Origin of the sequence: Saccharothrix sp. CB00851, from assembly GCF_001905065.1 — a bacterium.
Taxonomy (GTDB): Bacteria; Actinomycetota; Actinomycetes; order Mycobacteriales; family Pseudonocardiaceae; genus Actinosynnema.
Map to the genome: position 1 here is coordinate 18,201 of NZ_LWLC01000037.1, position 22,620 is coordinate 40,820.

The 22,620-nt window shown below is 70.8% G+C and carries 28 protein-coding genes; 2 read left to right on the forward strand and 26 right to left on the reverse strand.

What is annotated here, in order from left to right:
* Positions 1-52 precede the first annotated feature (52 nt).
* Positions 53-871, forward strand: a complete 819-nt coding sequence (locus A6A25_RS31775) for a VOC family protein (protein WP_073896521.1) — start codon at positions 53-55, stop codon at positions 869-871.
* On the opposite strand, the gene A6A25_RS31780 is transcribed toward A6A25_RS31775, so the two are convergent.
* From A6A25_RS31780 to A6A25_RS45935, 6 genes are all read right to left on the reverse strand, one after another.
* Positions 868-1,719, reverse strand: a complete 852-nt coding sequence (locus tag A6A25_RS31780; protein WP_073896523.1) for a phosphatidate cytidylyltransferase — start codon at positions 1,717-1,719, stop codon at positions 868-870. The two genes, A6A25_RS31775 and A6A25_RS31780, sit on opposite strands and share 4 nt — an antisense overlap.
* 80 nt (positions 1,720-1,799) lie before the next feature.
* A complete protein-coding gene (frr, locus tag A6A25_RS31785; protein WP_073896525.1) occupies positions 1,800-2,357 on the reverse strand; it encodes a ribosome recycling factor in 558 nt (185 codons plus the stop codon).
* A 46-nt stretch (positions 2,358-2,403) separates the two neighbouring features.
* Complete coding sequence (gene pyrH, locus A6A25_RS31790; RefSeq protein ID WP_051772088.1) at positions 2,404-3,114, reverse strand: UMP kinase; 711 nt, start codon at positions 3,112-3,114, stop codon at positions 2,404-2,406.
* A 139-nt stretch (positions 3,115-3,253) separates the two neighbouring features.
* Positions 3,254-4,069, reverse strand: a complete 816-nt coding sequence (gene tsf, locus A6A25_RS31795) for a translation elongation factor Ts (RefSeq protein WP_073896529.1) — start codon at positions 4,067-4,069, stop codon at positions 3,254-3,256.
* Between the two features lie 162 nt (positions 4,070-4,231).
* Positions 4,232-5,080, reverse strand: a complete 849-nt coding sequence (gene rpsB, locus A6A25_RS31800) for a 30S ribosomal protein S2 (protein WP_073896531.1) — start codon at positions 5,078-5,080, stop codon at positions 4,232-4,234.
* 404 nt (positions 5,081-5,484) lie between these two features.
* Entirely contained in the window at positions 5,485-5,721 is a 237-nt protein-coding gene (locus A6A25_RS45935) for a hypothetical protein (RefSeq protein WP_241829022.1), read from the reverse strand.
* On the opposite strand from A6A25_RS45935, the gene A6A25_RS43465 reads away from it, so the two are divergent.
* The gene (locus tag A6A25_RS43465) at positions 5,617-6,312 is read left to right on the forward strand and encodes a M23 family metallopeptidase (RefSeq protein WP_241829021.1); all 696 of its coding nucleotides are present in this window, start codon (positions 5,617-5,619) and stop codon (positions 6,310-6,312) included. The genes A6A25_RS45935 and A6A25_RS43465 overlap by 105 nt on opposite strands.
* A 244-nt stretch (positions 6,313-6,556) precedes the next feature.
* Here A6A25_RS43465 and A6A25_RS31810 read toward each other — a convergent pair whose 3' ends face one another.
* The 20 genes from A6A25_RS31810 to ffh all read right to left on the reverse strand — a co-directional run bounded on the left by A6A25_RS31810 (position 6,557) and on the right by ffh (position 22,618).
* On the reverse strand, positions 6,557-7,555 hold the full coding sequence (locus tag A6A25_RS31810; protein ID WP_073896535.1) for a FliA/WhiG family RNA polymerase sigma factor: 999 nt from the start codon (positions 7,553-7,555) through the stop codon (positions 6,557-6,559).
* Entirely contained in the window at positions 7,530-8,507 is a 978-nt protein-coding gene (locus A6A25_RS31815; RefSeq protein WP_106613541.1) for a tyrosine recombinase XerC, read from the reverse strand. Before A6A25_RS31815 ends, A6A25_RS31810 begins: the two co-directional genes overlap by 26 nt.
* Positions 8,508-8,540: 33 nt before the next feature.
* Complete coding sequence (gene dprA, locus A6A25_RS31820; RefSeq protein ID WP_073896655.1) at positions 8,541-9,689, reverse strand: DNA-processing protein DprA; 1,149 nt, start codon at positions 9,687-9,689, stop codon at positions 8,541-8,543.
* Entirely contained in the window at positions 9,686-9,871 is a 186-nt protein-coding gene (locus A6A25_RS31825; protein ID WP_073896537.1) for a hypothetical protein, read from the reverse strand. The genes dprA and A6A25_RS31825 overlap by 4 nt, the downstream gene beginning before the upstream one ends.
* Positions 9,868-11,379 (reverse strand): YifB family Mg chelatase-like AAA ATPase, encoded by a 1,512-nt coding sequence (locus A6A25_RS31830; RefSeq protein ID WP_073896539.1) that lies wholly within the window; start codon positions 11,377-11,379, stop codon positions 9,868-9,870. The genes A6A25_RS31825 and A6A25_RS31830 overlap by 4 nt, the downstream gene beginning before the upstream one ends.
* Complete coding sequence (locus A6A25_RS31835) at positions 11,379-11,732, reverse strand: YraN family protein (RefSeq protein ID WP_073896541.1); 354 nt, start codon at positions 11,730-11,732, stop codon at positions 11,379-11,381. The genes A6A25_RS31830 and A6A25_RS31835 overlap by 1 nt, the downstream gene beginning before the upstream one ends.
* Before the next feature lie 217 nt (positions 11,733-11,949).
* A complete protein-coding gene (locus A6A25_RS31840) occupies positions 11,950-12,273 on the reverse strand; it encodes a DUF2469 domain-containing protein (RefSeq protein WP_015104440.1) in 324 nt (107 codons plus the stop codon).
* A complete protein-coding gene (locus tag A6A25_RS31845; protein WP_073896543.1) occupies positions 12,273-13,067 on the reverse strand; it encodes a ribonuclease HII in 795 nt (264 codons plus the stop codon). Before A6A25_RS31845 ends, A6A25_RS31840 begins: the two co-directional genes overlap by 1 nt.
* Before the next feature lie 9 nt (positions 13,068-13,076).
* Positions 13,077-13,979 carry a signal peptidase I gene (gene lepB / locus A6A25_RS31850; protein ID WP_073896545.1) on the reverse strand — a complete coding sequence of 301 codons (903 nt, stop codon included), beginning with the start codon at positions 13,977-13,979 and terminating at the stop codon, positions 13,077-13,079.
* A gap of 16 nt (positions 13,980-13,995) precedes the next feature.
* Positions 13,996-14,898 carry a signal peptidase I gene (gene lepB, locus A6A25_RS31855; protein ID WP_073896547.1) on the reverse strand — a complete coding sequence of 301 codons (903 nt, stop codon included), beginning with the start codon at positions 14,896-14,898 and terminating at the stop codon, positions 13,996-13,998.
* Between the two features lie 34 nt (positions 14,899-14,932).
* The gene (rplS, locus tag A6A25_RS31860; RefSeq protein ID WP_073896548.1) at positions 14,933-15,292 is read right to left on the reverse strand and encodes a 50S ribosomal protein L19; all 360 of its coding nucleotides are present in this window, start codon (positions 15,290-15,292) and stop codon (positions 14,933-14,935) included.
* A gap of 169 nt (positions 15,293-15,461) precedes the next feature.
* Positions 15,462-16,205: a tRNA (guanosine(37)-N1)-methyltransferase TrmD gene (trmD, locus tag A6A25_RS31865; protein WP_073896549.1), complete on the reverse strand. Its 744-nt coding sequence runs from the start codon at positions 16,203-16,205 to the stop codon at positions 15,462-15,464.
* Positions 16,195-16,713, reverse strand: coding sequence for a ribosome maturation factor RimM (gene rimM, locus A6A25_RS31870; RefSeq protein ID WP_073896551.1), 519 nt, complete (start codon positions 16,711-16,713; stop codon positions 16,195-16,197). Before rimM ends, trmD begins: the two co-directional genes overlap by 11 nt.
* A gap of 8 nt (positions 16,714-16,721) precedes the next feature.
* Positions 16,722-16,961 (reverse strand): RNA-binding protein, encoded by a 240-nt coding sequence (locus A6A25_RS31875; RefSeq protein ID WP_015104447.1) that lies wholly within the window; start codon positions 16,959-16,961, stop codon positions 16,722-16,724.
* Positions 16,958-17,410, reverse strand: coding sequence for a 30S ribosomal protein S16 (gene rpsP / locus A6A25_RS31880; RefSeq protein ID WP_073896553.1), 453 nt, complete (start codon positions 17,408-17,410; stop codon positions 16,958-16,960). The genes A6A25_RS31875 and rpsP overlap by 4 nt, the downstream gene beginning before the upstream one ends.
* Before the next feature lie 153 nt (positions 17,411-17,563).
* Positions 17,564-18,316, reverse strand: a complete 753-nt coding sequence (locus A6A25_RS31885) for a LamB/YcsF family protein (RefSeq protein ID WP_073896657.1) — start codon at positions 18,314-18,316, stop codon at positions 17,564-17,566.
* Positions 18,317-18,327: 11 nt separating this feature from the next.
* On the reverse strand, positions 18,328-19,110 hold the full coding sequence (locus A6A25_RS31890) for a CPBP family intramembrane glutamic endopeptidase (RefSeq protein ID WP_073896555.1): 783 nt from the start codon (positions 19,108-19,110) through the stop codon (positions 18,328-18,330).
* Between the two features lie 9 nt (positions 19,111-19,119).
* The gene (locus tag A6A25_RS31895) at positions 19,120-19,830 is read right to left on the reverse strand and encodes a CPBP family intramembrane glutamic endopeptidase (protein WP_073896557.1); all 711 of its coding nucleotides are present in this window, start codon (positions 19,828-19,830) and stop codon (positions 19,120-19,122) included.
* Between the two features lie 167 nt (positions 19,831-19,997).
* Positions 19,998-21,074: an amidohydrolase family protein gene (locus tag A6A25_RS31900; RefSeq protein ID WP_073896559.1), complete on the reverse strand. Its 1,077-nt coding sequence runs from the start codon at positions 21,072-21,074 to the stop codon at positions 19,998-20,000.
* Complete coding sequence (gene ffh, locus A6A25_RS31905; RefSeq protein WP_073896561.1) at positions 21,071-22,618, reverse strand: signal recognition particle protein; 1,548 nt, start codon at positions 22,616-22,618, stop codon at positions 21,071-21,073. The genes A6A25_RS31900 and ffh overlap by 4 nt, the downstream gene beginning before the upstream one ends.
* Positions 22,619-22,620: the final 2 nt, after the last annotated feature.

Consider the following 22,620-nt stretch of genomic DNA (forward strand, 5'->3'; position numbering starts at 1 on the left):
ACGACTCTAGAGCCGTAGCGTGATCGAATAGACGGCTTGCAGGAGGTACGCGGTGTCGATCGTCCCGAATTCTCCCGCTTTGGCCGAGTTGCACCACGGTGCACCGTGCTGGGTCGACATCGCGACCACGGACCTCCAGGCCACGACCGACTTCTACGCGGGGCTGTTCGGCTGGAACTTCGCCGACGCACCCGGCAACGCGATCGCGCTGGTCGACGGCGTGCCGGTGGCCGAGCTGGTGGCCGCCGCCGAGCCGAGCGCGTGGACGCTGTACCTGAACACGCCCCACGCCCGCGCCACCGCCGAGAAGGCGTTCGCGCTGGGCGGGCACGTGCTCGGGGAGCCTTCGGACACGGTCACCGTGATCGCCGACCCGACCGGCGCGGTGGTGGGGTTCCGGCACGTGCCACCCGATTGGTTGTTCGGCACCGATGGCCACGGCGCGTACGCGTGGGCCGAGCTGAACACGCGTGACGGGCAGGTGGCGGACGAGTACTTCGGCGAGCTGTGCGGGTACGAGATCACCCAGATCGGTGACGGCCAGGCGGTGGACTACACGCTGTGGGGCGTGCAGGGGCACACCGTGCTGGGTCGTCAGCGGATGGGCCGGGCGTTCGCGCCGGACACCCCGCCGCACTGGATGGTGTACTTCACCGCGGCGCCGGAGATCGGCACGGACTCCGCCGCCTCCCGGGTGCTGGAGCTGGGCGGACGCGTCACCGTGGAGCCGTACGACACGCCGTTCGGCCGGATCACGGTCGTCGCCGACCACACGGGCGCGGTGTTCTCGGTGATCGACCCGTCCCGGACCACTCCCCTGCCGGAGGAAGAGGCCACCGAGAGCCGCGTGGACGACCCGTACGACGACTAACCCGGCACAAACACGTGCAGGAGCAGCCAGGCGACGACGGCCGACGGCAGCAGTGAGTCCATCCGGTCCATCAGGCCGCCGTGACCGGGCAGCAGCGTGCCCATGTCCTTGATCCCGAGGTCGCGCTTGATCAGCGACTCGACCAGGTCGCCCGCCGTCGCGGTGACGACCAGGGCCGCGCCGAACAGCACGCCCTGCCACCACTGGCCGTCCAGCATCAGGCCGACGGTGAGCGCGCCACCGACCATGCCCGCCACCATCGAGCCCGCGAAACCCTCCCAGGACTTCTTCGGGCTGATGGTGGGGGCCATCGGGTGCTTGCCGAACAGCACACCGGCCACGTAGCCGCCGGTGTCGGACAGCACGACGCCGATCAGGAACGCCAGGACGCGGAACACGCCGTCGTCCGGCACCACCAGCATGACCGCGAAAGCCGCGAACACGGCCACGTACGCGACCGTGAAGATGGACGCGGTGACGTCGCGCAGGTAGCCCTCCGCGCCGTCCTTGAGCCGCCAGAGCAGGCACACCAGGATCGTCACCACGAACGCGCTGAGCACGCCGCCGCGCTCGTACGGCCAGGCCAGCCACACCACCGCCTGACCGCCCAGCAGCACGGGCACCAGCGCCACCCGGATGCCCGCGCCGCGCTTCAGCGCACCCGCCAGCTCGTACATCGACACCGCGACGGCCACGGCGACGACACCGACGAACAGCTCGCGCACCGTCAGCAGGGCGACGAGGATGACCGCGCCCAGACCGACACCCACGGCGATGGCCGCGGGCAGGTTGCGCCCGGCGCGCGACGCGCTCTTCTCCGGCGCGCCCTGGTCACCGCCGCCTGACACCTGTTGTGCTCCTATCACGGCCGTCCACCGACCGAAGCGCGCGGACTGCTGACCCGACCCGTCGACCCCGTCGTGATCACCTAGACCTCGAGCAGCTCGGCTTCCTTGTGCTTGACCAGCTCGTCGATCTGGGCGACGTAGCGGTGGGTGACGTTCTCCAGTTCCTTCTCGGCCCTGGTGCCCTCGTCCTCGCCGACCTCGCCGTCCTTGACCAGGCGGTCCAGCTCTTCCTTCGCCTTGCGGCGGATGTTGCGGACGGACACCTTGGCGTCCTCGCCCTTGCCCTTGGCGACCTTCACCATCTCGCGACGGCGTTCCTCGGACAGCTGCGGGATCACCACGCGGATGACCGAACCGTCGTTGCTGGGGTTCACGCCCAGGTCGGAGTCGCGGATGGCCTTCTCGACCGCGTTGAGCTGGCTGGTGTCGTAGGGCTTGATCACCGCCATGCGCGCCTCCGGGATGGCGACGCTGGCCAGCTGGTTCAGCGGGGTGGGCGAGCCGTAGTACTCGACCACGATGCGGGAGAACATCGAGGGGTTGGCACGGCCGGTGCGCACGGAGGCCAGGTCCTCCTTCGCCACGGACACCGCTTTTTCCATCTTCTCCTCGGCGTCGAGGAGGGTCTCGTCAATCACGACTGACTCCCTTGGTGTGCGCAGTTCGGCTCGAATCCCAGCAGGTCTAGAAGGACGGGCGACCACCGGGGGTGCTCACCAGTGTGCCGATCTTCTCACCACGCACGGCTCGCGCGATGTTCCCCTCGGTGAGCAGGTTGAAGACCATGATCGGCATGTTGTTGTCCATGCACAGGCTGAACGCGGTCGCGTCCGCGACGTTCAGGCCGCGTTCGAGCACTTCCCGGTGGGTGATGTTGTCGAACATCAGCGCGTCCGGGTCGGTCTTGGGGTCAGCGGTGTAGACGCCGTCCACGGCCTTGGCCATCAGCACGACCTCGCAGCCGATCTCCAGCGCGCGCTGCGCGGCCGTCGTGTCGGTGGAGAAGTACGGCATGCCGGCGCCGCCGCCGAAGATGACCACGCGCCCCTTGTCGAGGTGCCGCATGGCCCGGCGGGGGATGTAGGACTCGGCGATCTGGCCCATGGTGATGGCGGTCTGCACGCGGGTCTCGATGCCGTGCTCGCGTTCCAGGAAGTCCTGCAAGGCGAGGCAGTTCATCACGGTGCCCAGCATGCCCATGTAGTCGGCGCGGCTGCGGTCCATGCCGCGCTGCTGCAGCTCGGCGCCGCGGAAGAAGTTGCCGCCGCCGATGACGACCGCGACCTGCACCCCGGTCCGGACGACCGCGGCGATCTGGCGTGAGACGGTCTGCACGACGTCGGGGTCGACGCCGACACCACCACCGCCGAACATCTCGCCGCCCAGCTTGAGCATCACCCGGCGGTAGCCGTGGATGGGCTCGTCGTCGGCTTGCTCCGCTTTCGCGTGGTCTACCTCTGCGCTCACAGGTACTCCTCTGGACACGGCAAGGGCGGGGTCGCGACGTCTGCGCGCAACCCCGCCCTCACGCGAATCAGGCCTGGCCGACCTCGAACCGGGCGAAGCGGGTCACGGTGATCCCGGCCTCGTCCAGCACGGCCTTGACGGTCTTCTTCGACTCCGTCACGGAAGCCTGCTCCAGGAGCACGACGTCCTTGAAGAAGCCGTTCACGCGACCCTCGACGATCTTGGGCAGCGCCGCTTCCGGCTTGCCCTCCTCGCGGGAGGTCTCCTCGGCGATGCGGCGCTCCTGGGCCACCACGTCCGCGGGGACCTCGTCGCGGGTGAGGTAGAGGGGGCGCATCGCGGCGATCTGCATGGCGGCGCCACGGGCCGCTTCCTCGTTGTCGCCGGTGTACTCGACCACCACGCCGACGGCGGGCGGCAGGTCGGCGGCACGGCGGTGCAGGTAGGTGGTCACGGTGCCGTCGAAGACGGCGACCTTGGCCAGCTCCAGCTTCTCGCCGATCTTGGCGGAGAACTCCTGGACCACCGCGTCGACGGCCTTGCCGTCGAGGTCGGTGGCCTTGAGGACCTCGACGTCCGCCGGGCGGGTGGCCTTGGCGACCGCGACGATCCGGGAGGCCAGCTCCTGGAAGTCGGCGTTCTTGGCGACGAAGTCCGTCTCGCAGCGCAGCTCGATCATCACGCCGTCCTCGGCCACGACCAGGCCGTTGGAGGTCGTGCGCTCGGCGCGCTTGCCGACGTCCTTGGCGCCCTTGATGCGCAGGATCTCGACCGCCTTGTCGAAGTCGCCGTCGGCTTCCTCGAGCGCCTTCTTGCAGTCCATCATGCCTGCGGCGGTCAGCTCGCGGAGGCGCTTCACGTCAGCGGCGGTGTAGTTCGCCATCGTGCGATTTCCGTTCCTTCTGCGGTCTGATCGTCGGCTTCGCTCGCCGACGCGTGGTACGCGCTGGGTGTGGTGCTGTTCGAGCTGTTGTGGCTGTTCAGTGCCGGTGCTGTGCGCACGCCGCGCCCGCCGTGGTCAGGGCAGGCGCGGCGTGCGAGCAGCTCAGGACTGGACGGCCTCGGTGCCCTCGGCCGGGGTCGCGGCCGGCTTGTCGGTCGCCTCGGCGCCGACCAGCAGCTCCTGCTCCCACTCGGCCAGCGGCTCGTCGGTGGCGACGCCCGGCTCGGGCTTGTCGGCACCGTCGGCGGCCTGGGTGCGGGCGCCGGAGCGCGCCATCAGACCGGCGGCGGCGGCCTCGGCCACGACCTTGGTCAGCAGCGCGGCGGACCGGATCGCGTCGTCGTTGCCCGGGATCGGGTAGTCGACCTCGTCCGGGTCGCAGTTCGTGTCGAGGATCGCCACGATCGGGATGTTCAGCTTGCGCGCCTCGCCGACGGCGATGTGCTCCTTCTTGGTGTCCACGATCCACACGGCGCTGGGCACCTTGGACATGTCGCGGATACCGCCGAGCGTGCGCTCCAGCTTGTCCTTCTCGCGGTTCATCATCAGGATTTCCTTCTTGGTGAAACCCTGGAAACCGCCGGTCTGCTCCATCGACTCCAGCTCCTTGAGCCGCTGGAGGCGCTTGTGCACCGTGGAGAAGTTGGTGAGCATGCCGCCCAGCCAGCGCTGGTTCACGAAGGGCATGCCGACGCGGAGGGCCTCGTTGGCGATGGCCTCCTGCGCCTGCTTCTTGGTGCCGATGAACAGGATCGACCCGCCGTGCGCGACCGTTTCCTTCACGAACTCGTAAGCCCGGTCGATGTAGGTCAGCGTCTGCTGCAGGTCGATGATGTAGATGCCGTTGCGCTCGGTGAAGATGTAGCGCTTCATCTTCGGGTTCCAGCGACGGGTCTGGTGCCCGAAGTGCACGCCGCTGTCGAGCAGCTGCTTCATGGTGACGACGGCCATGGCCGGGTTCGCACCTCTTCGTTCAGGCGCGCCTGGCGGTGGGCCGGCGCGCGTTCCGGTTGGTCGCGGCGGGCCTGGTCGGACCGCCGCCCTGGTGCCCCTGCCGCCGTCCGAACCAGAGGCGTCTCACCTCAGGACCGCCGGACGCCGTGACTCGACCACAGCCAAACTCGGTCGGGTCTGCATTGGCACGCGAAGTCGCCCCGCACTCACACGGGCCGCGGACCGAGTGTACGCCGGGAGGCCGGGGGACCACGAACCGGGCCTCGAGTTGTCCACAGGGCGTCGAGTTGTCCACAGGCGGGACGAAGCCACTGGTAGCCCCCGGTCCCCGCCGGAACCCTGGACCCATGACTCCCACGATGCGAACGCTGCTGGTCCTGGCCTTGACAGCCGTCGTCACCCTACCCGCGGCCCACCCGTCCCCCGCCCGCGCCGCCCGCCCACCGCGCTTCGCCTGGCCGCTGGCGCCACCGCACCAGGTGGTCCGCGCCTTCGACCCGCCGGCGACCCAGTACGCCGCCGGCCACCGCGGCGTGGACCTGGCCGCCCCGCCGGGCACCCCGATCCTGGCCGCCGCCGATGGCGTGGTCCTGCACGCGGGCCCGGTCGCCGAGCGGACCGTGGTGTCGTTGCTGCACGCGGGCGGCCTGCGCACCACCTACGAACCGATCACCCCGACCGTTCGCCGAGGCCAACACGTAGGTCGAGGCTCCCCCATCGGCACCCTCGCCCCGGGCCACGAGGGCTGCCCGGTGGCAGCCTGCCTCCACTGGGGCGCGGTCCGCATCACCCCACCCCGCTCCCGCACCTACCTGGACCCGGTGCGCCTACTGGCCAACGGCCGAGTCCGCCTCCTGCCGAGGTCGGCCGCCACTGACCGATCCGCTACGAGGCGACCAACCCACTGGCTCCCAGCCTGCGACGGCCGGCCGAACCCGCTGGCCGCCAGCCTGCAGTCCCCGCCCCACCAACTGGCCCCCGGCCTCCTGGCACCTGGCTTGCGATGGCCCACCCAACCCACCGGCCCTCGACCTGCGACGGCCGGCCGGACCCACTGGCCGCCGGCCTGCGGTTCCCGCCCCACCGACTGGCCCCCGGCCTGCGGTGGCCCATCCAGCCCCCTGGCACCTGACCGCAGTGGCGCCGGTGAACCCCACTGCCCCTCCGACCAGCGGTGGCCCGCCAACCCGTTGGCCCCTTGGCCTGCGGTGGCCCGCCGAGTCCGCTGAGCAGCCCACGGTGCCCAACGCCGGCCCTCGTGGAGTACTCGGCCAGGAAGCCGCCTCCGACCCGGAAACGCTCGCCGGGCCACCGGAAACGCTCGCCGGGCCACCGATGCGGAAGCGTTCGGCCGGATTCCACAGCCCGCGCGAGCCCTCCCCGGATCCGCACCTGCGGGATTGACCCGTGCCCGTACCGGCGTTCGATCCGGGCGATCGACGTGTGTGGCCGGAGGTCGGCGGGTGTGCCGGGTCAGGCCTCCAGCTGCTCGTTCAGCTTGGTGCGCAGCCGCAGCACCGCCCGGGTGTGCAGTTGGCACACGCGGGATTCCGTGACGCCCAGGACCTTGCCGATCTCGGCCAGCGTCAGGTTCTCGAAGTAGTACAGGGTGACCACGACGCGGTCGCGTTCGGCGAGTTGGGCGATCGCGTCGGCGAGTTGGCGGCGGCTGTCCTGGTCGACCAGGGTGGCGATCGGGTCCTCGGCGCCCTCGTCGGGCAGGGACTCGGCCAGGGACGAGCCCGCGCCACCGGTGCTGCGGCCGGCGGCGATCAGCTCGTCCAGGGCGACCACGCTGGTGAGCTGGAGCTGCGCGTAGAGCTCGCGCAGCTCACCGAGGCCGATCTTCAGCTCGACGGCGAGCTCGCGGTCGGTCGGGGTGCGTTGAAGGCGGCCGCCGAGGCGTTCCAGGGCACGCTCGACGTCACGGGCACGGCTGCGGACCGAGCGCGGGACCCAGTCCTGTGAGCGCAGGTCGTCGAGGATCGCGCCGCGGATGCGCTGCATCGCGTACGTCTCGAACTTCAGGCCGCGCTCGGGCTCGAACTTCTCGATCGCGTCGACCAGGCCGAAGATGCCCGACTGGATCAGGTCCGCCACGTCGACGTGCGCGGGCAGGCCGGTGCCGACCCGGCCGGCGACGTACTTCACCAGCGGCGCGTAGTGCAGCACCAGGCGGTCGCGCAGGCCCTGCTCGCGGGACTCGCCGTACGTGTGCCACAGCGCGATGATCCCGGCTTCCACGTCATCGGCGGTGCGCGACTCGGACGCGGCGTGCGCGGGCCTGCCGACGACGGCGGGTAGCGCGTGCCCGTTCGCGTGCAGCGGCTCGCCGTCGACGTGGTGACCGTTCGTCCCAGTCGCGGTGCGCGCCGCCGACGAGTTCCCGACGTGCGCGGCGGAGGGAGAGGTCACGGTTGCGGTCCGCGAACCTCCCCCTGCGACGTCAGGAGCGGGGGTGGGTTCGGTCATGGATCGCCTTCAGCCGTTCGACGGTGACGTGTGTGTAGAGCTGAGTCGTTGCGAGCGTAGCGTGACCAAGAAGCTCTTGGACGGTGCGCAGGTCCGCTCCCCCTTCCAGCAGGTGCGTGGCCGCGGAGTGGCGAAGGCCGTGGGGCCCGGTGTCGGCCGTCTCAGGTACCGCACCCACTACATCGTGGACAACCCTCCTGGCAGTACGCGGGTCGAGCCGACCGCCACGCGCGCCCAACAGCAACGCGCGTTGTGAACGGTCGTTGACCAGGGCGGATCGGCCGTATTCCACCCAGCGCCGGATAGCCCGTTCGGCCGGAACGCCGAACGGCACGGTGCGTTCGCGACTACCCTTGCCCAGAACCCGAATCACCCTTTGGGAGTAGTCCACGTCGTCGAGGTCGAGACCGCACAACTCGGCGACCCGGACACCTGTTGCGTACAGCAACTCCACCACGGCTTGGTCACGCAGCGCAACCGGATCGCCTTGTTCCGCACCGAGTTCGGCAACTGCCATGGCGGCGCCGGCTTGGTCGGGCCGCAGGACCGCGGGGAGGGTCCGGTGGGGGCGGGGCGCGCTGAGGCGCGGGCCCGGGTCGACGGTGAGCAGACCGTTGCGGGCGGCCCAGGCGGTGAAGGTTCGGGCGGACGCGGCACGCCTGGCCATCGTCGTCCGGCTCGCGCCGGCGGAGTGCTGCGAAGCCAGCCAGGACCGCAGTCCGGTCAGGTCGATGGCTTCCACGGTGGCGTTGTCGGGCGTGCCGTCGGCTAAGTGGACCAGCAGGGCGACCACGTCCCCGAGGTACGCGCGCACCGTGTGCGGTGACAGTCCGCGTTCCATCGCGAGGTGCCGTTCGTAGCGGTCCAGGGCCGCCGCGACGTCCGCGGGCAGCGCGCGACGCAGGCGAACCAGGTCGACACGACGTGTCCGAGCGGGCGGCGGCGGGGACATAGCCCCTGACGCTGCGCCCTCAAGCGCTCTTGGTCAAGTATCGCCACGCGAACTCCCGTCCTGGGAGCGCTTCCAACCGCTTTCCACGCGTTCGGCGAGACTGGCCAGTTCCAGTTGCGGCAGCAAGGCGCGCACCCGGGCCAGCTCGACACCGGACTCCACCGAGATCGCCTCCGGGCTGTGCCCGGACGTCAGGCCCAGCGCTTCGAAGACCCGCATCGCGTCGCCCTGCGGAGGTCCGGTGTCGGTGTTCTTGGTGGCCTCGACCAGGTCGACGCCGAGCCGCCCGGTCGACTCGATGATCTCGGCGACGCTGGTCACCGGCAGCGCGATCCCCGACCTCAGCAGCTCGTGGCAGCCGGCCGAGTTGACCGAGGTGATCGGCCCGGGTACGGCCATGAGCACCCGGCCGAGCGCCGCCGTGGACGCCGCGGTGTTCTTGGCCCCGCTGCGCCGTCCCGCTTCGACCACCACGGTGCCCTCCGCGAGCGCCGCGATGAGGCGGTTCCGCGTCAGGAACCGGTGACGCGCGGGCGTGTGCGACGGCGGGTACTCGCTCACCAGCAGACCTTGGCTGGGGATGCGTTCCAGCAGGGCCCGGTGGCCCGACGGGTACGCGACGTCGATCCCGCAGGCCAACACGGCGATCGTCAGCCCGCCGGCCGTGATCGCGCCCCGGTGGGCGGCGCCATCGATGCCGAAGGCGGCCCCGGACACCACGGTGACCCCGGCCTCGGCCAACCCGAACCCGAACTCGCCGGCGACGTACTCCCCGTACCCCGTCGCCGACCGACTGCCCACCACCGCGACCGCCCGTTCGGTGATCTCGGCGAGGTTCGCCTCGCCCCGCACCCACAACGCCAACGGCTCCAACCCGCACCGCAGGCCGTTGGCGGCGGCGATGACCAAGGCGTTGAAGGGCCAGCGAGGCCATTCGTCGTCCTCGGGCACCACCAGCCGCCCGCCGACCTTCGCCGCCGCCTCCAGGTCCCGCTCGGCCCGGTCCAACGCCCGCCGCGCGGAGGTTTGGCTGTCGACCCCGGCGGGCACCTCGCCGGCCCGGACCAGCTCGGCCGCCCGGACCGGCCCCACCTCGGCGACGAACCGGGTCAGCGCCGCGGCGGGCGGCTCGGCGACCCGGGACAGGTACGCCCGCGCCAACCGGATCTCGTCGGTGCTCATGGCCGGACCCACCACTCGACGGCCGACCTCGGCACCCGGAACTCGACCTGCCCGCTGCCCCGACCGCCGTCGAGGCCGGAATGCGACTTGCCGGGCCCACACCCGATGTCGGCGGGCAGTTGTGGGACGTGCGCGGATATGTCGGTGACCGTCGGGTTCGGCCGCGTCCAGTGCCTGTTCATGCCTTCCTGCGCTCTCGGAATTCCAGGGCGGCCGCCACGTGGTCCGCGGTGGGTCGGTCGACTTCCGCCAAGTCGGCGAGGGTCCAGGCGACTCGTACACACCTGTCCGCCCCTCGGCCCGTCAGCGCACCGGTGGCAAGTGCGCGGTCCACGCTTGAAGTGGTCTCCCGAGGAAGGGCGAACTCCCTCCTCAGGACCGCGCCGGGGACTTCCGCGTTGGTCGACCAGCCGTGCTCGGCCCAGCGCTCCACCGCTCTCGTCCTGGCCTTCCGCACACGTTCGCGAACGGTCGCGGTCGGTTCGGTCTCAGCCACGAACTCGCGACTCATCGCGGTCAGCGGGCGCATCGGCACCCTGAGGTCGACCCGGTCGAGCAGCGGACCGGACAGCTTGGCCTCGTACCGCCGCCTGGCGGCAGGCACGCAGATGCAGTCGATGTCCTTCGGCGGGGCACACGGGCACGGGTTCGTGGCCATCACGAGCTGGAACCGAGCGGGATAGCGGGTGATGCCGTCACGCCGGGCGATGCGGACCTCGCCTTCTTCGAGGGCCGTGCGCAAGGCCTCCAGCTTGCCCACGCCGAACTCACGGGCCTCGTCCAGGAACAGCACTCCTCGATGGGCTCGACTCAGGGCACCGGGTTTGGCCAGGCCGGCTCCTCCGCCGATCAGGGCCGCGGTGGACGTCGAGTGGTGCACGGAGACGAACGGGGGTGTCGTGACCAGCGGCGCGTCGGGGCTGAGGAGCCCGGCGATCGAGTGCACGGCCGTGACTCCCAGCGCCTCCTCCATCGACAGCGGCGGGAGGAGGCCGGACAGCCGCTGGGCCAGCATGGTCTTGCCGGTGCCGGGCGGGCCGGTCAGGAGGAGGTGGTGACCGCCGGCGGCGGCCACTTCGAGGGCCCACCTCGCTTCCGGTTGGCCGATCACATCCGCCAGGTCCGGGCCGTCCGAGGGCAGGGCGGTGACGGGTGGACTGGTCGACTCCAGCGTTCCTTCGCCGGTCAGCCAGGCCAGCACCTGCGTCAGGGTGGTCGCGCCGTGCACGGTCAGGCCGTCGACCAGGGCCGCTTCCGCGAGCGTGGAAGTCGGCACGACGGCCTGGGCGAGGCCCGCCCGCTTCGCGGCCAGCAGCGCGGGCAGGACACCGCGGACGGCGCGGACGCGGCCGTCCAGGGCCAGCTCGCCCAGCAGGACGGTCTCGGCCAGGCGGTCGCCCGGGATCGCCTTCGCGGCGGCCAGGACGACGCACGCGATGGCCAGGTCGTAGCCGGAGCCGTTCTTCGGCAGGGTGGCCGGGGACAGGCCCAGCGTCACCCGTTGGGACGGCCAGTCGTGCCCGCTGTTGCGCACGGCCGCCTTCACGCGGTCCTTCGACTCGTGCAGCGCGGCGTCCGGGAGGCCCAGGAGCTGGGTCTGCACGGTGCCCACACCGACGTCTGCCTCGATCTCCACCGGGACACCGTCCACGCCGAACAACGCCACCGACCACGTGCGCGCGAGCGGCATCACACACCCCGCAGGTGGTGCAGGCGGACCTGGCCCTCGGGCGGCCACTCGATCGCGATCACGTCGAACCGGATCTCCACCCGGCCGATCCGGTGTGCGCTCAGCCAGCGCAGCGCCGCCTTCCGGACCCGCTCGACCTTGTCCGGCGTCACGGCCTCCAGCGGCGTACCCCTGGTGGTGCCCGAACGACACTTCACCTCGACCACCACCAGCCGCGTGCCATCGGTGGCCACGACGTCCAGCTCACCGTCGTCGCACCGCCAGTTGCGCGCCAGGATCGACAGGCCCTCGTGCTCCAGGTACTGGCACGCCGCGTCCTCGCCACGCCTGCCCAGGTCGGTCGCCGTGTTCATGTTCCCACCCCTCCGGAATCGGTCTTGGTTTCGACCTTGCCGGGACGGTGGCGGGCCCGCGATGGCGAGTTCGCCGGCTGTGGACAACTTCAGGGGCTGTGGACAGAGCCGGTCGAACTGTCGGTATCGCGTGGTATGGGCGGCCACCCGTGAGGACGGTGGGAAAGACGCAAAGGGGCCCGCCCGGTCGGGCAGGCCCCTGCGACTGGAGCGGGTATCAGGAGTTGAACGGGCCGTCCTCGGGCAGCCTGAGGTCGGGTTTGTCCAGCTCCTCGACGTTGACGTCCTTGAAGGTGATCACACGGACGTTCTTCACGAACCGGGCGGGGCGGTACATGTCCCACACCCACGCGTCGGACATCCGCACCTCGAAGTAGACCTCGCCGTCCGCGTTGCGGACCTGCACGTCCACCGAGTTGGCCAGGTAGAACCGCCGCTCGGTCTCCACGACGAACGAGAACTGGCTGACGATGTCGCGGTACTCCTTGTACAGCGACAACTCCATCTCGGTCTCGTACTTCTCGAGATCCTCTGCACTCATTACGCCTCCGCGCGGGTAATCATCGAATCCGCGCCCCTCCTCGTCGCGAGCCTGCCACCGCTGGTCTGCGGGGTTGTCCCATTCTGGACCACGGCGGTGGCGACCACGTCGCGCGCCACACGGTGCGGCGGTTCCAGTCCGTGCCGTCGCGCCGCAGCTGCCACGTTCGCATACGACCAGCGGTGTTGCGCACTCGGGCCGTGCTCGGTCAGCGCCGCCGTGTGCTCGGGTGTGCTGTAGCCCTTGTGCACGTCGAACCCGTAGACGGGGAACTCCTCGTGCAGGCCGGTCATGATCCGGTCCCGGGTGACCTTGGCCAGCACGGACGCCGCCGCGACGCACGCGGCCACCCGGTCGCCCTTGACCACCGGCATGTTCGGCGCCGTGAGCCCCGGCACCGGGAAGCCGTCCGTCAGCACGTACCCCGGATGTGCACCCAGTTGGGCGACCGCACGCCGCATGCCCTCGATGTTGGCCACGTGCACGCCGATCAGGTCGACCTCAGCGGTCGGGATCACGATCACCGCGTAGTCCAACGCGCGCTTGAGCACCAGGTCGTACATCCGGTCCCGCGCGACCGAGGTGAGCAGCTTCGAGTCCGTCAGCCCGTCGAGCTTCGCCGCGTCACCCGGTTTGAGCACGCACGACGCCACCACCAGCGGTCCGGCGCAGGCGCCCCGACCGGCTTCGTCCACGCCGGCCACCGGGCCGAACCCGCGCCGGCCCAACGCGGCTTCGAACGCCCAGATGCCCGCGGTCTGCCGAACCTGGACGCGAGGCGGCTTGCGGATCACCCCTCGACCCTATCTCAGCCGCGAACCCCGGAACTTCGACCTCACCCGCCTGCCCAGCAGCAGCACGGGCCACGCCGCCGCGAGGCCGACACCGGCGGGCAGCGCGTCCTGCCACGCGGGTGCGCCGATGGCCACGACCTGCGGGTTGTGGTCGCCGACACCCTGCCAGCGGGCCGGCGGCAGCACGATCGCCCGCGCCTTGCCCACCACGTTGTCCACCGGCACGAGACCGCCCTCGCGGCCGTCGCCCTGGCACCGCGAGTCGCACGAGTCGTTGCGGTTGTCACCCAGCACGAACAGGTAGCCCTCGGGGATCTTCAGCTCGGCGAACGACTCCTGCACGGTGCTGCGGCCCGGCGCCCAGTACACGTACGGCTCGTCCAGCGGCTTGCCGTCGACCACGACCCGGTTGCGGTCGTCGCAGCACTGCACGGTCTGCCCGCCGACCGCGATGACCCGCTTGACGAAGTCCTCCTCGTTCGGCGCCGGGAACCCCATCAGCGACCCGAGCCCCTGCAGCGCCCTGACCACCGGGTTCGTCGGCTCGGGCGTCACGAAGTCCTGGTTTATCCAGGTGTCCGGGCCGTGGAAGACGACCACGTCACCGGGCTCGGGCTCGCTGAAGTCGTAGGTCAGCTTGTCGACCAGCACCCGGTCGCCGAAGCAGTTGTCGGAGCAGCCGTGCAGCGTCTGCTCCATCGACTCCGACGGGATCATGTAGACCTTCGCCAGGAACGACTGGATCAGCACCGCGAGCACCACCGCGACCCCGATCAGGATCGGCAGCTCTTTCCAGAACGAGCCCTTGCGCTTGGCCGTTTTGCGCGCGCGGGCACGCCACTGCTCGACCTTCTCCTCGTGCCCCGGGTCCCCCTCGTCGGAGGACCCGCGCGACGATGCGACGTCTACCACCCGGTCAGCGTACCGATCAGGGCTGTGAGGCCCTGGTCAACCGCTTGCGGACCTTCCGGCCGAAGAACACCACCGGCCACGCCGCGGCCAGGCCGGCACCCGCCGGGATGGCGCCCTGCCACGCGGGCGCGCCCAGCGCGAGGGACTGCGGGTTGTGGTCGCCGATGCCCTGCCAGCGCGACGGCGGCAGCACGATGACCCGCGCCTTGCCGATGACGTTGTCCTCCGGCACGGTGCCCGCCACGCCGCCACCGCCCTGCTTGCGGGAGTCGGTGGAGTTCGTGCGGTTGTCACCCATCACCCAGAGGTGGCCATCGGGGACCTTGACCGGCTCGAACGGGTCGTGGTTCTCCGGTGACGTGCCGGGCTGCCAGTAGATGTACGGCTCGTCCAGCGGCTTGCCGTCGACCTTCACCCGGTGCTGCTCGTCGCAGCACTCGACGGTCTGCCCGCCGACCGCGATGACCCGCTTGACGAAGTCGCGCTCGTCCGGCGGCGCGAGGCCGACCAGCGAGGCGATCGACTGGATGCCCGCCACGATCGGGTTGTCCGAGCGGTTCGAGGTGAAGTCGTTGTTGCCCCAGGTCTCGGGGCCGCGGAAGACCACGACCTCACCCGGTTCGATCTCGGTGAAGTCGTAGACCAGCTTGTCGACCAGCACCCGGTCGTTGTTGCAGCCGGGGCAGCCGTGGAGGGTCTCCTCCATCGACTGCGACGGGATCACGTACACCCGGGCGAGGAACGTCTGGATCAGGATGGTGAGGACCAGGGCCGTCGCGCCGAGCACGAGCAGTTCGCGCCAGAGCGGGGGCTTCTTCTTGTCCTTCTTCGACTTGCCGCCCGCGGCCGAGTCCGGAGTGGACTCGACCGCGGGATCCTGACCGTCTTCGTCAGCGGAGCGGTGCACGGGATCTGCCACGTGGGCAGGCTACTGGTTCCGCGTGTGCCCGGCGTCAGGAGGCCGGCTTGGCCTCGCGCTTCTCCTTGATCTTGGCGGCCTTGCCGCGCAGGTCGCGGAGGTAGTACAGCTTCGCCCGGCGGACGTCACCGCGGGAGGCGACCTCGATCTCGGCGATGTTCGGGGAGTGCACCGGGAAGGTGCGCTCGACACCGACACCGAACGAGACCTTGCGGACGGTGAAGGTCTCACGGATGCCGCCGCCCTGGCGGCGGATCACGACGCCCTGGAACACCTGGACCCGCTCGCGGGAGCCCTCGATGACGCGGACGTGGACCTTCAGCGTGTCGCCCGGCCGGAAGCTGGGGATGTCGGAGCGCAGCGACTGGGCGTCAAGAGCGTCCAGGGTGTTCATCGGTGGTCCGTCCTCGTCCTCACGTGTATTGCGTACTCCCCCAGGGCGCGGCCGAACTCAAGTCACACACGCGCGGGGGCGGGCCTAGCGCACGCCGGATGAGTAGAACCGGGTGCAGCAACCTGTCCAGTGTGCCAGACGAGGGGCGGCGGGACGAAATCGGCCCTGGCTACCGCTCCTGGTCCAGCGCCTCCAGCAGCTTGCGGTCGTGCTTGTCGAGCGCGCCCTCGGGCAGGGCGTCGAGCAGTTCGGGGCGGCGGTCGCGGGTGCGGCGCAGCGACTGGTCACGCCGCCACCGGTCGATCGCCTTGTGGTTGCCCGAGCGCAGCACCTCCGGCACGGCCAGCTCGCGCCACACCTCGGGCCGGGTGTAGCTGGGGCCTTCCAGCAGGCCGTCGGAGAACGAGTCCTCGGCGGCCGACTTCGGGTTGCCCAGCACGCCGGGCAGCAGGCGGACCACGGCCTCGACCACCACCAGGACCGCCACCTCACCACCGACCAGCACGTAGTCGCCGATGGAGACCTCGTCCACGCGCATCCGGCGGGACGCGTCGTCCACCACCCGCTGGTCGATGCCCTCGTACCGGCCGCAGGCGAACACCAGGTGCTCCTCGGCGGCCAGGTCGTGCGCCATGCGCTGGGTGAACGGCCGACCGGCGGGCGTGGGCACGATCAGGCGGGTGGCCGGGGTGCAGACCGCGTCCAGCGCCTCGCCCCACACCTGGGGCTTCATCACCATGCCCGGACCGCCGCCGTACGGGCTGTCGTCCACGGCCTTGTGCACGTCGTGCGTCCAGTCGCGCAGGTCGTGCACGCCGACGCTGATCAGGCCCTTGTCGATCGCCTTGCCCAGCAGGGCGGCGCGCAGCGGGTCCAGGTACTCCGGGAAGATCGTGACGACGTCAATCCGCATCGAGCAGGCCCTCGGGCGGGTCCAGCACGACGCGCTTGCCCGCGATGTCCACCGTGGGCACGATCTCGCGCACGAACGGCACCAGGGTCTCGTCGCCGTTCTCGCGCTTGACCACCAGCAGCTCGCCGCCCGGCCCGTGCACGATCTCCAGCACGGTGCCGACCCGCGTGCCGTCCGCCAGCTCGGCGGTCAGCCCTTCGAGCTCGTGGTCGTAGAACTCGTCCGGGTCGCCGGTCGGCGGCAGGTCCTCGGTGCTGCCCAGCAGCAACGTGCCGCGCAGCGTCTCGGCGACGTCACGCGTCAGCACTTCCTCGAAACGCACCAGCAGCCGCCCGGAGTGGCTCCGGGCGGCTGCGACGGTGAGGTTGCAGGACGTGCCGTCGCGCAGCTTGGCGGCCAGCACCGAGCCCTTCGCGAACCGGGTCTCGGGCGAATCGGTGCGCACGTCGACGGCCAACTCGCCGCTGATCCCGTGCGCCTTGGCCACTCGGCCGACGACGACGTCCATGTGCGCGTTCAGCGGTCGGTGTCGACCACGTCGACGCGCACGCCACGACCACCGATGCCTGCCATCACGGTGCGCAGGGCGGTCGCGGTGCGACCGCTGCGGCCGATCACCTTGCCGAGGTCGTCCGGGTGGACGTGCACCTCGAGCGTGCGACCACGCCGGGTCGTGACCAGGTTCACCCGGACGTCGTCCGGGTGGTCGACGATGCCCCGAACGAGGTGTTCGAGGGCGTCAGCCAACAAACTCACGCCTCGTCCTTGGCAGCCTCGGGAGCGGCCTCGGCGTCAGCCTTCTTGGCGTCGTCCTTCTTGGCCGACTTCTTCTTCGGGGTGGTCGCCTCGGTGGTCGGGGCGTCACCGGCGGCGGCCAGCGCGGCGGCGAACAGGTCCGCCTTGCTCGGCTTCGGCTCCTTGACCTTCAGCGTGCCCTCGGCGCCCGGGAGGCCCTTGAACTTCTGCCAGTCACCGGTGATCTCCAGCAGGCGCTGGACCGACTCGGTCGGCTGCGCGCCGACACCCAGCCAGTACTGCGCGCGGTCGCTGTCCACCGCGATGAACGACGGCTCTTCCTTCGGGTGGTACTTGCCGATCGTCTCGATGGCCTTGCCGTTGCGGCGGGTGCGGGCATCGGCGACGACGATCCGGTAGTACGGCTGACGGATCTTGCCAAGCCGCTGAAGCTTGATCTTGACGGCCACGGGTGTGGGTGCTCCTCGTGCTCTCGTGTGCTCAGGTGCGGGCAGTCCTCACCCGAGTGGGGCACGGGTGGTGAAAGCCCAGGTGTCTGGGGCGCCATGGCACGGTGAGAGGGACCGACCTCGGCGAACAACCAACCATTCTGCCAGACGGGTCTACCGCACCACGAATCGGGCCACGGGGACGCCCGCGCCCTCCAACGCCGCACGGACCTTCGTCGCGTGCTCGACCGCGCCCGGGGTGTCGCCGTGCAGGCAGATGGAGTCGATCTCCGCCTTGAGCACGGTGCCGTCCGCGGCGACCAGCTCACCGCGTTCGGCGAGCCTGAGCACCTGGGCGAGGACGGCGTCCGTGCTGGTCAGGACGGCGTTGGGCCGGCTGCGCGGCACGAGGGTGGCGTCCGGGGTGTACGCGCGGTCGGCGAACGCCTCCCGGACACCGCGCAGGCCCGCCCGTTCGGCGTGGTGGAGCAGGCGTGAGCCGGGCAGCCCGAGGACGGGCAGGTCGCCGAACGCCTTCACGCCGTCCACCACGGCCTGCGCCTGCCGGTCGTGGTGCACGGTGGCGTTGTAGAGCGCGCCGTGCGGCTTCACGTACTCCACGGACGTCCCGGCCGCGCGGGCGCACGCGTCCAGCGCGCCGATCTGGTACAGCACCTCGTCGGCCAGCTCGGCCGGGTCGGCGTCGATGAACCGGCGGCCGAAGCCCGCGAGGTCGCGGTAGGAGACCTGGGCGCCGACGGCCACACCGGCGGCCGCGGCCTGCCGGCACACCCGGCGCATGGTCGACGGGTCGCCCGCGTGGAAGCCGCAGGCCACGTTCGCGCTGGTCACGATGCCGAGCAGGGCTTCGTCGTCGCCCAGGCGCCAGATGCCGAAGCCCTCGCCCAGGTCGCTGTTGAGGTCCATCGCGCGGACGGTCACGCGGGCATCACCCCGATCGAGACGAGCAGGAGGGTCAGGCCGGGCAGGAAGTTGTTGATGACGTGCGCCACCACGCTCGCGGTGAGCCTGCGGGTGATGAGGCGGGCGATGCCGATGGGCACCGCGATGACGATGAGCAACGACGTCCGCAGCGGCTCCAGGTGGCTGGCCGCGAAGATCAGCGTGGTCAGCACGAACGCCGCCCACCGGCTCCAGCGCTGCCGCTCGATCGCGCCCCACAGCAGGCCGCGGTAGATGACCTCCTCGCACACCGGGCCGAGGAAGCACACGTAGAGGAACATCACCACGGCGGCGGCGAGGGGCAGCCCCGCGCCGTCCACCAGCTCGCTGATCGCGGAGGTGGCGTTCTTGTCGCCGACGACCCGCGACCAGACCACCGCGGCCACGTAGGTGAGCACCAGGCCGAACGCGCCCAGCTTGAGCCCGACCTTGACGTCCGCCCAGTCCCAGGCGAGCCGGAGGTCCTGGAACGGGCCGTTGCCGCGCAGGTAGGTGATGGTCACGGCGACCGCCGCGGCCAGCACCGTCGGCACCATCGAGCCGATCAGCACGAAGCTCACCGAGGAGCCGATGTCCGTGCCCGACGTGCGGGCCACCGCGGTGATGAACACCGCACTGAGAATGAAAACCGCTTCCACCAGCAGGAACGCGCCGAAGCCCCACCGCTGGCCCGCGTGCACCACTTCCGGCCCCCGCCCGACCGCGCGGACGCTGGCGATCAGGCCTGGCGGCGGTTCATCCGGTCGTGTCACAGCCATCCACCCTAATCAGCCGGTGTAGAGGTAGACGGCGGGCAGCAGGTTGTTCGTGGCGTGCGCCACCACGCTGGAGGCCACCCGGCCGGTAATCATGCGGGCCGCGCCGATGGCGAGCCCTTGGGCGAACAGGCTCAGCACGCGCCAGCTCTCCTCGTGCAGGAACGCGAAGACGACGGCGGTCAGGGCCAGGATCGCCAATTTGGGGATCTTGTAGTGCGCCAGTGCCTGCCACAGGGCGCCCCTGGTGAGGATCTCCTCGGTCAGCGGCGCGCCGAGGAAGACGAACAGCGCCGCCGCGGCCAGCCAGATCGTGCGTCCGCCGGAGAGGGCCTCGATCTCGTCCAGCGAACCGGACCGGTCCGGGTTGATGCGCAGCAGCAGGGCGCCGAGCAGCCAGGCGGCCAGCAGTGCCGCGCCACCGGCGGCCAGGCCCACTTTCAGGTCGCGGCGCGTGGGGATGAGGCCGAAGTCGGCGTTCGGCCCGTTCCCCCGGTACCACGAGATGACGACGGGACCGAGGCCGAGCAGGACGTTGGGCAGGAACACCAGCAGCAGGAGCGGGCCGAGGACCGGCGGGTCGGTGACGTCGACCTCGGCGAAGCGGTCGGCCGTCGCGGCGGTGAAGGCGAGGATCGCGAGGTGGTAGCCGCCCAGGCCGGTGAAGAACGCCAGGAAACCCCAGTGCGCCCGGCCAGTGTCCTGGTCCTGCTGTTCCTCCACTCGTCCGAACGTAGTGGTCCGGCGGGGCGGAGTGCTGCCCGAGGCCGTTCAAGATCACCCTGACGGCGGCAGCACTCACCACGGGTGGCGGAAGAACTCCTCGTCGCGCGGCCCGTGCCCGGATTTCCTACCGCGTGGCAGGTCAGGCGTGGATCCGGTCGGGCAGGTCAGACGTGGATCCGGCCGCGCAGCATGACCAGTTTCGGGTGGCGCAGGGCGTCGAGGTCGTAGCGCGGGTCGGCGTCGTAGACCACGATGTCGGCCGCCGCGCCCTCGGCGAGCGACGGGAAGCCGAGCCACTCGCGGGCGGCCCAGGAGGCGGCGCCCAGGGCCTGGGTCGTGCTCAGGCCGACGCCGTGGAGGGCCTTGACCTCGTCCACGATCCGGCCGTGCTCGATGCCGCCACCCGCGTCCGTGCCCGCGAACACCGGCACGCCCGCCTCGACCGCCTTGGCGATGGTCGCGGTGTTGCGCGCGTACAGGTCGCGCATGTGGCTCTGGTAGGTCGGGTACTTGTCCGCGCCCGCCGCGATGGCCGGGAAGTTCTCGACGTTGATCAGCGTCGGCACGAGCGCGGTCCGGTTGCGGGCCATCTGGTCGATCGTGTCGTCGGTCAGGCCGGTGCCGTGCTCGATGCAGTCGATGCCCGCGTTGAGCAGCGCGGGCAGGGCCTCCTCGCCGAAGACGTGCGCGGTGACCCTGGCCTTGTTCTCGTGCGCGACCTTGATCGCCTCGGTGAGCACGTCCTCGGTCCACAGCGGGGCGAGGTCGCCGGTGTCCCGGTCGATCCAGTCGCCGACCAGCTTCACCCAGCCGTCACCGGCGGCGACCTGCTCGGCCACGGCGGACGGCAGGTCGGCCGGGTCCTCGATCTCGACGCCCAGGTACTTGATGTACCGCTTGGGCCTGGCCAGGTGCCTGCCCGCGCGGATGATCCGGGGCAGGTCCAGCCGCTCCTGCAACGGGCGGGTGTCCAGCGGCGAGCCGCAGTCGCGGATGAGCAGCGTGCCCGCCCGCCGGTCGGTGAGGGCCTGGTCGACCGCCTCGGGCAGGTCGACCGCACCCTTGGCGCCCAGGCCGACGTGGCAGTGCGCGTCGACCAGGCCGGGCACCAGGTAACCGCCGCTGCTGACGGTGGTCGCGCCCGGCACGGGCTTGGTGCGGATCCGCCCGTTGACCACCCACAGGTCCCGCGGGTCGCCGCCCTCGGGGAGGACGACGCCCCGCAGGTGCAGGCCGCTCACTTGTCGAACTTGAGCTTCGACGGGTCGAAGCCGGGTGGGAGCTGGTCGAAGCCGCCGAGCCCCGGCGGCAGCGCGGGACCGCCGCCCTGGTTGGGCATGCCGGGCATCCCGGGGGGCAGCATGCCGGGCATGCCGGGGAACCCGCCGCGCACCTTCGGCGGCGTGGGACCGCGGCCCTTGCCCTTCTTGCCCTTCTTCCCCTTGCCCTTGCGGTTGTTCTTGCCGCCACCGCCGGGCAGGCCGAACCGGCCGGCCATCTGGCTCATCATCTTGCGCGCTTCGAAGAACCGGTTGACCAGGTCGTTCACGTCGCTGACCCGGACGCCCGAGCCGTTGGCGATGCGCAGCCGGCGGGAGGCGTTGATGATCTTCGGGTCGTCGCGCTCGGCCGGGGTCATGCCGCGGATGATCGCCTGCACCCGGTCCAGGTGCTTCTCGTCCAGGTTGGCCAGTTGATCCTTCATCTGGCCCGCGCCGGGCAGCATGCCGAGCAGGTTCGCGATGGGGCCCATCTTGCGCAGGGCCAGCATCTGCTCCAGGAAGTCCTCCAGCGTGAGCTGGCCGGAGCCCATCTTGACCGCGGCGGCTTCCGCCTGGTCGGCGTCGAACGCCTGTTCGGCCTGCTCGATGAGGGTGAGCATGTCGCCCATGCCCAGGATCCGGCTCGCCATCCGGTCCGGGTGGAAGACGTCGAAGTCCTCCAGCTTCTCGCCGTTCGAGGCGAACAGGATGGGCTGGCCGGTGACCTCGCGCACGCTCAGCGCGGCACCACCGCGGGCGTCGCCGTCGAGCTTGGTCAGCACCACGCCGGTGAAGCCGACGCCGTCGCGGAACGCCGTGGCGGTGTTCACCGCGTCCTGGCCGATCATCGCGTCGACCACGAACAGCACCTCGTCGGGCTGCACGGCGGCGCGGATGTCCACGGCCTGGCGCATCATCTCCTCGTCCACGCCGAGGCGGCCCGCGGTGTCGACCACGACGATGTCGTGCTGCGCCCGCTTGGCCTCCTCGATGCCCTTGCGGGCCACGTCGACCGGGTCGCCGACGCCGTTGCCGGGCTCGGGCGCGAACACGGGCACGCCCGCCCGCTCGCCGACCACCTGCAGCTGGGTCACCGCGTTCGGGCGCTGAAGGTCGCACGCCACCAGGATCGGGGTGTGGCCCTGGCCCTTGAGCCACTTGGCGAGCTTGCCCGCCAGGGTCGTCTTACCGGCACCCTGCAGACCCGCGAGCATGATCACGCTCGGCGGGTTCTTGGCCAGGTTGAGCCTGCGGGTCTCCCCGCCGAGGATGCCGATGAGCTCCTCGTTGACGATCTTGACGACCTGCTGGGCCGGGTTCAGGGCCTGGCTGACCTCGGCGCCCTTGGCGCGCTCCTTGACCTTCGCGATGAACGTGCGCACCACGGGCAGCGCGACGTCGGCCTCCAGCAGCGCGACCCGGATCTCGCGCGCGGTCGCGTCGATGTCGGCCTCGGACAGCCGCCCCTTGCCCCGCAGGTTCTGCAGGACCGAGGTGAGCCGGTCGGAAAGGGTGTTGAACACGA